The following is a 12,499-nucleotide window of genomic DNA, read 5'->3' on the forward strand; positions in this document are numbered from 1 at the left end:
GCTACTCGTTCGGCTTGGGTAAGCGCTACTCAGTGCTCGCGGTTCAGGCCGAGGCCTGATCGACCTCGCCGTGCGAGGGCGGGACCATGACGCCTTCCTCGCTGTACTGCTTCAGCTTGTTGCGCAAAGTGCGGATCGAGATGCCGAGGATGTTGGCGGCATGGGTCCGGTTACCGAGGCAATGCGACAGCGTGTCGATGATGAGGTCGCGCTCGACCGCCGCCACGGTCTTGCCGACCAGCACCGCCGTGCCGGCCGCATCGACCGCCTTGGCCGCGGCGGCGTCGGCCGCGCTGGGGGCGGCTTCCGTCGCACGGGTCACGGGCAGGCCGCGGCCGCCGGTCAGCATGATGGCTTCCGGACCGATGATCGGGCCCTGGGCCAGCAGCACCGCGCGGTGCATGGTGTTCTCGAGCTCACGCACGTTGCCGCGCCATTCATGGGCGAGGAGGATGGCCTGCACTTCGGGCGCGATGCCGTCGATCTTGATGCCGTTGGCTTCGCCGTACTTATGGGCGAAATGGTCGGCCAGGACCGGAATATCGCCCGGGCGCTCGCGGAGCGGCGGCAGTTCCAGCGACATCACGTTCAGGCGGAAATAGAGATCTTCGCGGAAATTGCCCTTCTTCACCTCGTCCTGCATGTCGCGGTTCGAGGTGGCGACCAGCCGGAAATCGACTTTCACCGGCGAGGAGCCGCCGACCCGGTCGATCTCGCGCTCCTGCAGGGCGCGCAGCAGCTTGGCCTGCAGGCGGGGGTGCATCTCGCTGACTTCGTCGAGCAGCAGCGTGCCGCCGTTGGCTTCCTCGAACTTGCCGATGCGCCGCGCCACCGCGCCGGTGAAGGCGCCCTTCTCATGGCCGAACAGCTCGGATTCCAGCAGGTTCTCCGGGATCGCGGCGCAGTTGACCGAGATGAACGGCTTGGAGGCGCGCTTCGAATGGGCGTGGATGTAGCGCGCCATCACTTCCTTGCCGGTGCCGCTCTCGCCGGTGATCAGGATGCTGGCATCGCTCGGCGCCACCTGGTCGGCGAGCTTCAGCACGGCCTTCAAGTTCGGATCGTTGAAGATGAAGGCGGAGCTCTCTTCGGCGACGGCGGCCAGCACTGCGGCGATCAGCTCGGCATCGGGCGGCAACGGGATGTATTCTTTCGCGCCGGCGCGGATCGCGCGGACCGCGATCTCGGACGAGGAGCCGATGCCGCAGGCGACCACCGGCAGGTTGATGCGCTCGCGCTTCAGGCTCTCGATCATGCGCTGGATGTCGAGGTTGACGTCGAACATGACGAGGTCGGCGCCCTGGCCGTTGCGAAGCGCGTGCATCGCCTGATCGACGTCGTTCACATGGGCGACCTTGGCGCCACGCGAGAGGGCGATCTTGCCCGCCGCGCTGATATGGCCGTCCAGGGAACCGACAATAAGCAACCGCATCTTCCGTCTCCTTAGTCGAAATACTTCACCCGCTGGGTCGCGGGCAGAATGGTGTTGAGGACCAGCTCCAGCCGGCGGGGATTCTCCTGCCGTCCGATCGAGAGCGAGCCCAGGATGTAGATCTGGTTGATCAGGAGCTCGGTCGCCGAGTTGCGCTCGAGCTTGGAGGCGAGCGGCAAGAACACGACGTTGGCGAGCAGGGCGCCGTAGAGGGTGGTCAGCAGCGCCACCGCCATCGCCGGGCCGATCGATTCCGGGTTGTTGAGGCTGCCCAGCATGTTGACCAGGCCCACCAGGGTACCGATCAGGCCCATCGCCGGGGCGACCTCCGCCGCGCGGCGCAGGATGCCGGTCGAGCGGACGTGGCGCTGCATCATGGCGTGGGTCTCGAAGGTGAGATTCCGCTCGATCTCTTCGACCGCGATGCCGTCCACCAGCATGGTCATGGAGCGGTGCAGGAAGGGCTCCGGGCGCAGGCCGTAGAGCTCGGACTGGAGCTGCAGAATGCCGCGGCGGCGGGCGCGCTCGGCCAGCTGCAGCATGCGCATCGCGGCGTCGTTGGGAGTCTGGCCGGAGCGGAACAGGGTCCGGAGCATGATCGGCTGCGCCTGGAACACCTCGCCGATCGAGTAGCTGACCGAGGTGACCGCGAAGGTGCCGAGGACGACCAGCAGGATCGCCGGCACGTTGATGAAGGCGGTCCAGCGGCCTTCCAGCAGGATCGCGGCGACGATCAGGCCGATCGCGCCGAACAGGCCGATGAAGGTCGCGAAATCGATGCCGCCTTGGCGCGGGGCGATCCGCACCGGGGCATCGCCGCGCCGCGTGAAAGAATCGGCGTCGAACCGGTTTTCGCCGCGATCGCCTGCTGCTTCAGCCATGGTCTGGTTCCCGCTTCAAGGGTCGCTTCACTCTCACGCGCGATCGGTCTTGATGATTTCGGTCATGGTCACGCCGAGGCGGTCTTCCACGACCACGACCTCGCCGCGGGCGACCAGGCGGTTGTTGACGTAGATGTCCACCGCCTCGCCGACCTTGCGGTCGAGCTCCACGACCGCGCCGCGGCCGAGCTTCAGCAACTGGCTGACCTGCATCTGGGCTCGGCCCAGCACCGCGGAGACCTGGACCGGCACGTCATAGACGGCATCCAGCTCCTTGGACGAGCCGCGTCCGGCGTCGGCGCCGCTCTCCTGAACGTCGCCGCCGGCATTCTCGAACTCGGTCAGCTGCAGATTTTCTTCATCGCCCATTTGAAACTCCTATCAATCCGCCAGGGTCAGCTCCCTTGGGCGGTGTCGTCCTCGTTGGAAATCAACGCCTGTTCCATCGCCGCCTCGATCGCCTTCCAGATCTCGTCGGCACTCCTGATCATTCCGCCCTGGCTCCACTCGATCTTGCAGTCGCCGGGCTTCAAGCTCTCGTCACCGGCCACCACGATGCGGCCTTCGAAACCGCGTGACTGCGCCAGCGCTTCGACCTCGCCTTTGAGCGTCTCGGCCAGGCCGCTCGCGACCTTGACCGTGAAACGCGGCTCGGTGCGGAGCTGGTCCAGGCAGCGCCCGAGCAATTCCTTCACCTCTTCGAGCCCGTGCTGGCGCGCGAACTCCGGAAACAGCCGGCGCACCATCGCCAGGCTCAGCTCCAGCGTCGTCTCGCGCAGCTGGCCCGCGACCGCCTGGACCTCGCCATCGACCTTGGCGAAGTGCTGGGCGATCGCGCCCAGCGCCGTCGCGGTCTGGCGCTCGGTCTGCGCCGTCGCCTCGGCCTTGCCCTTGGCCAGACCCTCGGCCATGGCGGCCTTGCGGGCCTCGGCCACCGCGGCCTCCAGCTCCTCCTCCGAGAAACTCGGCGGCGGCGGCGGTGGAGGCGGCAATTCCTCCTCGATGACGACCTCCGGGGCGGGCTTCGGCGCCACCACGCGCGGCGCGTCGAAGTCGTTGTCGAAGGTGAATTTGCGGACCACGGCCAATGTTTCAGTCCTAGTAGATCAACTCGTCTTCGCCCTTCTTGTCGGAAAGGACGATCTCGCCCTTCGCGGCAAGCTCCTTGGCCATGTTGACCATGGCCATCTGCGCCTCCTCGACGTCGCGCAGGCGGACCGGGCCCATTGCCGCCATGTCCTCGCGCAGCATCTTCGACGCGCGCTCCGACATGTTGTTGAGGAACAGGGCCTGCAGCTCGGGCGAGGCACCCTTGAGCGCCATCGGCAGCTTCGCCTTGTCGACGTTGCGGAGCAGGGTCTGGGCGCCGCCCGGGTCCAGCTTGCCGAGGTCGTCGAAGGTGAACATCAGCGACTTCACCTTTTCGGCGGAGTCGCGGTTGCGCTCCTCAAGGGCGGTCATGAAGCGCTGCTCGGTGCCGCGGTCGAGGTTGTTGAAGATCTCGGCGATCATCTCGTGGGCGTCGCGGCGGCTGGAACGCGCCAGGTTCGACAGGAACTCGTTGCGGAGGGTCCGCTCGACGTCTTCCAGCACGTCCTTCTGGATCGCCTCCATCCTGAGCATGCGCATGACGACTTCCATCGCGAAGGCTTCCGGCAGGGTCGCCAGCACGCGCGAGGCGTGGTCGGAGCGGACCTTGGAGAGCACGACGGCAACGGTCTGCGGGTATTCGTTCTTGAGGTAATTCGCCAGCACGCTTTCGTTCACGTTGCTGAGCTTGTCCCACATGGTGCGGCCGGCCGGACCACGGATCTCTTCCATGATCTGGTCGACCTTGGTCTTGTCGAGCACCTTGGCCAGCAGGCGTTCGGTGGTCTCGAAGGTGCCGGTCAGGGCGCCGGTCGAGGAGATCTGGTCGGCGAACTCGACGAACAGCCGCTCGATCACCGTCGAGGAGACGGTGCCGAGATTGGCCATGGTCTGCGAGATCTCCTTGATCTCGTCGTCGTGCATCAGCGCGAAAATCTTCGCGGCGCTTTCCTCGCCCACCGACATCAGCAGCAGGGCCGATTTCTGGGCCCCGGTCAGCGAACGATAATCGTCCTTGGCGCGCATTCTCTTGTCCTCTTCCCCGGCCTACTGGTCCGCGTTCATCCAGCCGCGCATGATGTTCATGGCCTGCTCCGGATGCTGGTCCACGAGATCGCTGATCCGCTTCAGCGACGAGGCGCGGACCCGGCCTTCCACCTGGTTGATGTCGATCATCTGGTCGATCTCCTCGGCCATGTTGTCGGCCTCGATCATGCCTTCGGCGGCGGTCATGCCGGGGAGGGCGGCCGTGCCGGCCGGGCCGGGGATCGCCAGCGCCGCGGCGGCGCCCGGCGGCAGGGCGGCGCCGGCCGGGCCGGCCAAAGCCAGGCCCGGCTGCGCCACGCCCGGCAAGGCGAGCAGGCGATTGAGCAGGGGACGGACCACCAGCAGCAGCACCAGCACCGCGATCACCGAGAGCACCAGGAGCTCGGCGATCCGCATCAGGTCCTGCTTCTCGAAACCCATGATCTCGAAGGGCTGGGCCGCGGCCGCATCCGGCGCGGTGAACTGCATGTTGACGACCTCGACCACGTCGCCGCGCTTCGCATCGAAGCCGATCGACGACTTCACCAAGGTCGCGATCTGGTCGAGCTCGGCCTGCGGGCGCGGCGCGTAGACCTGGTTGCCGTTGGCATCGGTCGTATAGGTGCCGTCCACCAGCACCGCGGCGGAGATCCGCTTCACGTTGCCGGACTGCTTCACCTCGACCTGGGTCGTCTTGGAGATCTCGTAGTTGACGGTCTCCTCGTTGCGCTGGTTCTGCGACTGGCTGTTCGAGCCGGCGCCGCTCTGCTGCGCGGGCGGGTTCGGGATGTTGTTGGCGACCGAGACGTTGTTGTCCTGCTGCCGCTCGTTGCTGCTATCGTTCTCCTCCACGGTCTGGGTGGAGCGGACGACCTGGCCGTCGGGATTGAAATTCTCGGTGTTGGTGGTGACCTGGTTGAAGTCGAGATCGGCATTGACCTCGGCGCGGATCTTGTCCGGGCCGAGGGTCTGGGCCAGCAGGTCCTCGATCGAGCGGGTGAGGCGGGTCTCATAGGAGCGCCGCATGTCCTCCATGCTGGCGCTGTCCTGGCCGTCGCCGCCGTCGGCGCCGCGCGCCAGCAGGTTGCCCTTGTTGTCGATGACCGAGACGTTGTTGGCCTTCATGCCGGGAATCGAGGAGGAGACCAGGTGCTGGATGGCGCTCACCTGCTCCTTGTCGAGGGTCGAGCCCTGGAGGATCAGCACCACCGAGGCGGTGGGCTCGGCCTGGTCGCGGGAGAACAGCTCGCGCTTCGGCATGACCAGGTGGACGCGCGCCGACTTCACCTGCTTCAGCGAGCGGATGGTGCGCGCGAGCTCGCCTTCGAGCGCCCGGATCTGGTTGATCTGCTGCACGAAATTGGTGGTGCCGAGCGCGTCCGCGCGGTCGAAGATCTCGTAGCCGATCGAGCCGCCCGAGGGGATGCCTTCGCCGGCGAGACTCAGGCGCAGCTTGGTCACCTGGTCCTGCGGCACCAGGATCTCGGCGCCGTCGGCTTTGAGCTGATAGGGAATGTTCTGGCTGTCCAGACGCTGCACGATCGCCGCGGAGTCGCTGGATTCGAGCCCGCTGTAGAGCAGGCCATAGCCGGGCGAGGTCATCCGCGCCACGACGAAGACGAAGAACGCAATCAGCGCAAAACCGATGGCGCCCAGGCTGGCCAGCCGGAGCGGTCCGAGGTTGCGCAGGGTCTGCAGCAGCGAGTTCACGTCGTTCACCTTCTTTGCCGCGCCACGATCGTCACCGAAGCGAGCCGTTCAAATCCGTCGCAAATGCTCCGAAAACACCGATAAAATTTTAGGCGAATCTCGGGTTTCCAATCGCACAGCGGGTTCCGCGGGAGGCAAAATATGCCGCTACCTCCTAAAGAAAGATTAAGACCGGGAAATTCTTGCCTAGCGCGGGCGATTTGGGCGACCGGGGGCCGAATCGCGGCCGGGAGGACCGAACCGAGCCCCTGGAGGTGCTCGGCTTTACGCATCCTTAAGCGCCGAACCGCTACTTTCGCGATAAGGGAACGCAGGCCATCTCGACGCGCCTTCTGGCGGCCCACCACGTCGGACAGCGGATCACCACGCAATGAATCTAGGGACTGAAGGCGGAACCCAGACCGTCGTTTCCGGCGCGGCAGCGCCGGGGACCGCGCCTGACGCGAGCCATGCGCTCGATACGCTGGAACGTGCCTTGGGGGAGATCGGCCAGGCCGCCCGCATGACCGAGGGCACCTTCGTCGGCATCGGCCAGCGGCTGGAAGCCTCGATCAACACGATCGACGGCCTGACCGCGACCTTCAAGACCCTGATGGAAGAGCTCGGCAGCGATGCGCTGGTTCAGGCCACCGCCGATCTCTCCCAGGTCTCGGCCCGGATCGGCGCGCTGGCCCATGCCCCCCGCGATGGCGAAGCGGTGCTGGGAAAGATCTCCGGCCTCACCGATGCGATGAAGAGCCGGGTCGGCCGCATGCGCAAGGCGGTGCAGGCGGTGGACGTGCTCGCGGTCAACGCCAAGATCGCCGCCGCCCATCTCAAGACCGGCGGCGAGGGCTTCGCCACCTTCGCCGAGGAGATCACCCGCGCGATGAAGGTCGCCGAGGAAAATCTCGACGGCTTCGCCGAGCAGCTCGACGCGATGTCGGAGCGCCTAAAGGCCGCGACCGCCAGCCAGCGCGCCCTGTCGCAGCAGCGCGACCAGGCAATCCGCACCATACCCGACCAGCTTGCCCGCAGCGTCTCGGCGATCGCCGGCCGCCGCCGCCAGGCGGAGAGCACCGCGGCGGCGATCCAGCAGAAGACCGTCGAAGTGGGTACGCGGGTCGGCACCGCCGTCATGGCGATGCAGATCGGCGATACCAGCCGCCAGCGCATCGAGCATTCGGAATTCGCGCTGACCCTGGCCGCGCGCCTGTTCGGCCGCGCCACCCGCAGCGCCGTCGATTTCGACCTCGCCGCGGTCCCTACCGAAGAGAAGCTCCGGCTGCTGGACGCGATCGGCGCCCTTTCCCTGGCGCAGCTCACCGACACCGCCGAGGAGCTCGACGACCAGCTGGGCGAGATCGCGGCTTCGCTCAGCCAGCTGGCCGGTGACGCGGATGAGATCGCCGGGCTCGGCCAGCAGACCTATTCCTCCGACGGCTCGCAAGCGGGCAGCTTCCTCTCCGAGCTGGAAGAGGATGTGCGTCACGCCCGCGGCCTGCTCGAGGATCTGGGCAATGCCCAGACCGAGGGCGACGGCGTCATGGCCGGCGTGCTCGCGACCACCAAGGCGCTGGTGCGCAACATCAGCGCGATCCAGTCCCTGGAATCCGACATCCGCCTGATGGGCCTCAACACCACCTTGCGCAGCAGCCGCCTCGGCGACGAGGGCAGGGCGCTGACCGTGATTGCCCAGGAGCTGCGCACCTGCTCGAACCTGACCGCGACCGAGGCCGAGGCGGTGCTGGCCGATCTCGACGCCATGGTCACGGCAGCGGGCGCCTCGTCCGGCGCCGATCCGGAACGCCGCTTGGCCGAGATCACCGAATTGACCAACATTCTGGTGACCTCGGTCGACCGCCTCGCGAAGACCGCGACCTCTCTCTCTACGGCGCTGGAGACGCTCGACCGCGACAGCGAGACGGTGGCGGAATCCTTGCGCCAGACCTCCAGCGAGATCCGCGCCAAGGCGGAGATCGGCGCCATCCTGAAGCAGGCCTCGGCCGCGCTCGCCGGGGTGCAGAGCGGCGCGCCGCTCGACGAGGAGATGGGCGATCCCGGCGGCATCCTCGCCGCCATCTTCGGCAAATACACGATGGCCCGCGAACGCGAGGTCCACGCCCGCGTGCTGAAATGCGAGCTCCCCGCCGTTACGGAAACGCCCGCCGCCGGCGCCGGGGACGACGACATCTTCTTCTGAAACTAGGAAGCTGCCGGCAGCTTCTCGTGCTCGGAGAGCCAGCGGACGAAAGCCTCGCCGGTCCCGGTGTTGAACATCAGCAGCCGGCCACGCTGGCCGCCGGTGCGCCGTCCCGCCACGGGAATCCCGCGCCGCGCCAGTTCCCCCAGCGCGAAGGCGACGTTGCTGGCGCCGACCGTGCCCTCGCCGCCGACCGGCAGCACCGCGGCGCCGCCGAACACCTTGGCCTCCAGGCTGCGCAGGTGCGCGCCGAGGTCGAGCACGCCTTCCAGCAGCTCCAGCATGGCGGTGTCGCCGTAGCGGCTGCTGGTGCCGCCCCGGGGCAGCACGAAGTGATTGAGGCCGCCGATGCCGCGGTCCTTGTCCCACAGGGTCACCGAGACGCAGGAGCCGAGCACGGTGGTGACCAGCGCCGGCCCCGCCCGGCAGATGACCTCGCCCGGCGAGAGGAAGAGCTTGCGGATGTCGGGTTCGGCGAGCGCCATCACTGCCGGCCGATCCGGACGATCTCGCCGGCGATGCTCTGCAGCGGCATGATCTTGTCGGCGGCGCCGCGCGCGATCGCTTCCTTCGGCATGCCGAAGACGACGCAGGTCGCCTCGTCCTGGGCGATGGTGGTGGCGCCGGCCGCCTTCATCTCGGAGAGGCCGCGGGCACCGTCGTCACCCATCCCGGTCATGATGATGCCGACCGCATTGGACCCGGCATAGCGCGCGGCGGAGCGGAACAGCACATCGACCGAGGGACGATGGCGCGTCACCAGCGGCCCGTCCTTGACCTGCACGTAATAGCGGGCGCCGCTTCGCTGCAGCAAGGTATGCTTGTTGCCCGGCGCGATCAGCACCTGGCCGCGCAGCACGGTGTCGCCGTCGCGCGCTTCCCTGACCTCGCAGGCGCAGAGGCCGTTCAGGCGGCGGGCGAAGGCTTCGGTGAACTTCTCCGGCATGTGCTGGACGATGACCACGCCGGGGCAATCCGGCGGCAGGTCCTCCAGCACCACGCGCAAGGATTCCGTGCCGCCGGTCGAAGCGCCGATGCAGATGATCCGCTCCGTGGTGCGCGCCATGGCGGCGCCGTTGGGCGGCGGCAGCATCGCATCCGCGGTGAGCTTCTTCTGGGCGCCGCGGCGCTCTTCCGCATTGCGCGTGCGCGGCACGTTCTTGAGGCGGGCATGGCCTGCCGCCTTCACCACGTCGCAGATCCGGATCTTGGAATCCTCGAGGAATTTCGGGATATCGACCCGCGGCTTCAGGATCACGTCGACCGCGCCGGCCTCCAGCGCCTGCATCAAGGTCTCCGAGCCTTCCTCGGTCAGCGACGAGCACATGACGACCGGGATCGGCCGCTGCTGCATGATCTTCCTGAGGAAGGTGATGCCGTCCATGCGCGGCATCTCGACGTCGAGGGTGATGACGTCGGGGATCTCATCCTGGATCCGCTTCGCCGCGACGAAGGGATCCGATGCCGTTCCCATCACCTCGATGCTAGGATCGGATTCCAGGATCCGGGTGAGCGTTTCGCGCACCGACGCTGAATCGTCGACGACCAGGACTCGCAGCTTTTGCATGGCACTCAGTTTCGGCGAAACACCGTCGGACCGGCAAGGGTCAGCGGCAGGTCGAACCCGGCCAAGGTCTCGGAATGGCCCATGAAGAGATAGCCGCCCGGCCGCAGATGGCTGCACAGGCGCTGCAGCACCGCGTTCTGGGTCGGCTTGTCGAAATAGATCAGGATGTTCCGGCAGAAGATGACGTCGAAGTCACTGTCCAGCGGATAGGTCGTATCCATCAGGTTCAATCGCGCATACCGCACCTGCGCGCGCAGCTCCGGCACGATGCGGGCAAGGCCGCGCTTCGGATTCTTGTCGCGCAGCACATAGCGCTGGTAGAGCGCATCCGGCACCGGCGCCATCATGGCTTCGGGATAGATGCCGGCGACCGCGGTCTCCAGCACCTGGGTGCAGAGATCGGTTGCCAGGATCTCGTATTCGAAGCCGCGGTTGCGCGCGGCGAACTCCGCCAGCACCATGGCCAGGGTATAGGGCTCGGCGCCGATCGAGCTCGCCGAGCTCCATACTTTCACCGGCTTGCGGCCGGCGCGGTGGCGCGCGACGTCGGCGAGCACGCTCTGCTCCAGGATACGGAAGTGGTCGGGCTCGCGGAAGAACTCGGTCTTGTTGGTGGTGACGGCGTCGATCAGGTGGACCTGCTCGTCGTCCAGCCCGCCTTCCTCGAACAGGTAATGGCAATATTGCGCGAAGGTCGCATAGCCGGTCGCCTTCAGGCGGCGGCGCAGGCGGCCCTCGACCATGGTGAGCTTGTTCGGCGGCATCTTGATGCCGCTATAGCCCTGGATGAACTTCGCCAGCTTCTCGAAATCCTTCCGGCTCAGGGAGTTTGGATTCCCTGAGCCGGCAGTCGCGGTGCTGCGAGAAATGGCGTTCATCAGACGCGTTCGAACTCGGCGTCGCGGGCGTCGGCGCCGCCCGAGGTCATGTCGAGCGAGAAGCCGCCACGACCGTTGGCCCGCGCCTTGGCCTTCACCGGAACCTTGACGGGCGCCGAGTCATTGGCATGGCCGTTGGCCTTCGCGGCCTTGGCCGGCTTCGGCGTCATGGCGACGACATTCGGCCGCGCCGGGGCCACGGCGCGGGCCGGGGTCGGCGCGCGGATTTGCGTCGCCTGGTCGTTGGTGCGGAAATAGGCGATCGAGGACTGGAGCTGCTCGGCCTGGGCGGCGAGCTCTTCCGAGGTCGCCGACATCTGCTCGGAGGCGGAGGCGTTCTGCTGGGTCACCTTGTCGAGCTGCTGGATCGCCTGGTTGATCTGATCCGAGCCGATGTCCTGCTCGCGGCAGGCGGCCGAGATCTCGGAGACCAGCTCCGCCGTGCGCTTGATGTCGGGGACCAGCTTGGTCAGCATCTCGCCGGCTTCTCTGGCGACCTTCACGGTCTGCGAGGAGACGGTGCCGATCTCGGCCGCGGCCGCCTGGCTGCGCTCGGCGAGCTTGCGCACTTCCGAGGCCACCACCGCGAAGCCCTTGCCATGCTCGCCGGCGCGCGCCGCCTCGACCGCCGCGTTCAAGGCCAGCAGGTCGGTCTGGCGGGCGATCTCCTGGACGATGGTGATCTTCTCGGCGATGGTCTGCATCGCATCGACCGCGCGGCCGACCGCGTCGCCGCTGGCCTGCGCATCGGTCGCGGACTGGCGGGCAATCTTCTCGGTCTGGGTGGCGTTGTCGGCGTTCTGCTTGATGTTCGAGGCCATCTCCTCCATCGAGGACGAAGCCTCCTCGGCGGCCGAGGCCTGCTCGGTCGCACCCTGCGACAGCTCCTCGGCGCTCGACGACAGCTCCTGGCTCCCCGCCGAGACGTTGTCCGACGCGCTCAGGGCGTCGGCCACGACGATGCGAAGCTGCTCGACCATACGGTTCACATGGCCGATCAGGTCGCCGATCTCGTCGTTGGGGACCTTGTCGATCGTGGTGGTGAGATCGCCGTTCGCCACCGCTTGCGCGAGATTGCCGGCGCGGGCGAGGCCGCGGCTGATGATCATCGAGATCCAGATGCCGGAACCGACGGCAACCAGCAGCGAGGCGACCACGGCGGCGATCAGCATCGCGCGGTTGCGCTCGTAATCCGCTTCCGCGTCCAGCTTGGCCTGGTCCATGAAGGCCTGGCTGAGCGTCGCGATTTCCTCGAGCTGGGTTTCGCCCTGCTGGACCATCGTGCGGCCTTCGCCCTCGGAAACCGCTTCCGCCTGCGCGCGGCCATCGACGCCGGCCATCAGGCTGCGGATCTTGTCCTGCACCGGCAGCCACTGCTCCCAGGTCGCCTGGAAGGCCGTCAGCTTCTGCGCCGCTTCGTCATGTGCGATGGCGGCGAGTTTCTTCTGCAGCGCGACGCCGTCCTGCCGCAGCTTCTGGATCCGGCCGTCGTATTCCTGCACCTGGCTCGGCGAGTCGGAGAGGATCATGTTCTTCTCGGCCCGCACCAGGGCCAACAGGTTGATGCCGAGTTTCTCGGAGAGCGAAACCTCCTGGGCCGCGACGTCGACCAGCGAGTCGACCGAATCGCGCAGCGCAGCGAGGCCGCTGATCGCCACGAAGGAGGAGACTGCCGAGAGCAGGATGACCACAACGAAAGTCACCCCCAGCTTCAGTTTGATGGTTGTGCGCATG

11 protein-coding genes are annotated in these 12,499 nt (G+C 67.0%); 1 reads left to right on the forward strand and 10 read right to left on the reverse strand.

Annotation, left to right across the window (positions count from 1 at the left end; translation table 11 throughout):
• Positions 1-43 precede the first annotated feature (43 nt).
• Genes flbD through fliF form a run of 6 tightly spaced genes read right to left on the reverse strand, consistent with a single transcriptional unit; the run spans position 44 to position 6,147 of the window.
• Entirely contained in the window at positions 44-1,432 is a 1,389-nt protein-coding gene (gene flbD, locus ACYQ4T_RS04750) for a sigma-54-dependent transcriptional regulator FlbD (RefSeq protein ID WP_459851131.1), read from the reverse strand.
• An 11-nt stretch (positions 1,433-1,443) separates the two neighbouring features.
• Complete coding sequence (locus tag ACYQ4T_RS04755; protein WP_459851132.1) at positions 1,444-2,313, reverse strand: motility protein A; 870 nt, start codon at positions 2,311-2,313, stop codon at positions 1,444-1,446.
• Between the two features lie 33 nt (positions 2,314-2,346).
• Complete coding sequence (gene fliN / locus ACYQ4T_RS04760; protein WP_459851133.1) at positions 2,347-2,682, reverse strand: flagellar motor switch protein FliN; 336 nt, start codon at positions 2,680-2,682, stop codon at positions 2,347-2,349.
• Positions 2,683-2,708: 26 nt separating this feature from the next.
• Positions 2,709-3,401, reverse strand: coding sequence for a FliH/SctL family protein (locus ACYQ4T_RS04765; RefSeq protein ID WP_459851134.1), 693 nt, complete (start codon positions 3,399-3,401; stop codon positions 2,709-2,711).
• A 10-nt stretch (positions 3,402-3,411) separates the two neighbouring features.
• Entirely contained in the window at positions 3,412-4,428 is a 1,017-nt protein-coding gene (gene fliG, locus ACYQ4T_RS04770) for a flagellar motor switch protein FliG (RefSeq protein WP_459851135.1), read from the reverse strand.
• A 21-nt stretch (positions 4,429-4,449) separates the two neighbouring features.
• A complete protein-coding gene (fliF, locus tag ACYQ4T_RS04775) occupies positions 4,450-6,147 on the reverse strand; it encodes a flagellar basal-body MS-ring/collar protein FliF (RefSeq protein WP_459851136.1) in 1,698 nt (565 codons plus the stop codon).
• A 361-nt stretch (positions 6,148-6,508) separates the two neighbouring features.
• Here fliF and ACYQ4T_RS04780 point away from each other — a divergent pair, with 361 nt between their 5' ends.
• Positions 6,509-8,320 (forward strand): hypothetical protein, encoded by a 1,812-nt coding sequence (locus ACYQ4T_RS04780; protein ID WP_459851137.1) that lies wholly within the window; start codon positions 6,509-6,511, stop codon positions 8,318-8,320.
• A gap of 2 nt (positions 8,321-8,322) precedes the next feature.
• On the opposite strand, the gene ACYQ4T_RS04785 is transcribed toward ACYQ4T_RS04780, so the two are convergent.
• From ACYQ4T_RS04785 to ACYQ4T_RS04800, 4 genes are read right to left on the reverse strand one after another with little or no spacing between them, the layout of a single operon-like run.
• Positions 8,323-8,805 carry a chemotaxis protein CheD gene (locus ACYQ4T_RS04785; protein ID WP_459851138.1) on the reverse strand — a complete coding sequence of 161 codons (483 nt, stop codon included), beginning with the start codon at positions 8,803-8,805 and terminating at the stop codon, positions 8,323-8,325.
• On the reverse strand, positions 8,805-9,887 hold the full coding sequence (locus ACYQ4T_RS04790) for a protein-glutamate methylesterase/protein-glutamine glutaminase (protein ID WP_459851139.1): 1,083 nt from the start codon (positions 9,885-9,887) through the stop codon (positions 8,805-8,807). The genes ACYQ4T_RS04785 and ACYQ4T_RS04790 overlap by 1 nt, the downstream gene beginning before the upstream one ends.
• A 5-nt stretch (positions 9,888-9,892) precedes the next feature.
• Complete coding sequence (locus ACYQ4T_RS04795) at positions 9,893-10,765, reverse strand: CheR family methyltransferase (RefSeq protein ID WP_459851140.1); 873 nt, start codon at positions 10,763-10,765, stop codon at positions 9,893-9,895.
• Positions 10,765-12,498, reverse strand: a complete 1,734-nt coding sequence (locus ACYQ4T_RS04800; RefSeq protein ID WP_459851141.1) for a methyl-accepting chemotaxis protein — start codon at positions 12,496-12,498, stop codon at positions 10,765-10,767. The genes ACYQ4T_RS04795 and ACYQ4T_RS04800 overlap by 1 nt, the downstream gene beginning before the upstream one ends.
• Between the last annotated feature and the right edge of the window lies 1 nt (position 12,499).

The organism is Dongia sp. agr-C8, from assembly GCF_054658695.1.

What these genes read in the sequence shown, in the direction of transcription:
- flbD (WP_459851131.1), bottom strand. Translation starts at nt 1,432, where the DNA reads ATGCGGTTGCTTATTGTCGGTTCCCTGGACGGCCATATCAGCGCGGCG.
- ACYQ4T_RS04790 (WP_459851139.1), bottom strand. Translation starts at nt 9,887, where the DNA reads ATGCAAAAGCTGCGAGTCCTGGTCGTCGACGATTCAGCGTCGGTGCGC.
- ACYQ4T_RS04785 (WP_459851138.1), bottom strand. Translation starts at nt 8,805, where the DNA reads ATGGCGCTCGCCGAACCCGACATCCGCAAGCTCTTCCTCTCGCCGGGC.
- ACYQ4T_RS04800 (WP_459851141.1), bottom strand. Translation starts at nt 12,498, where the DNA reads ATGCGCACAACCATCAAACTGAAGCTGGGGGTGACTTTCGTTGTGGTC.
- ACYQ4T_RS04795 (WP_459851140.1), bottom strand. Translation starts at nt 10,765, where the DNA reads ATGAACGCCATTTCTCGCAGCACCGCGACTGCCGGCTCAGGGAATCCA.
- fliN (WP_459851133.1), bottom strand. Translation starts at nt 2,682, where the DNA reads ATGGGCGATGAAGAAAATCTGCAGCTGACCGAGTTCGAGAATGCCGGC.
- ACYQ4T_RS04755 (WP_459851132.1), bottom strand. Translation starts at nt 2,313, where the DNA reads ATGGCTGAAGCAGCAGGCGATCGCGGCGAAAACCGGTTCGACGCCGAT.
- ACYQ4T_RS04780 (WP_459851137.1), top strand. Translation starts at nt 6,509, where the DNA reads ATGAATCTAGGGACTGAAGGCGGAACCCAGACCGTCGTTTCCGGCGCG.
- fliG (WP_459851135.1), bottom strand. Translation starts at nt 4,428, where the DNA reads ATGCGCGCCAAGGACGATTATCGTTCGCTGACCGGGGCCCAGAAATCG.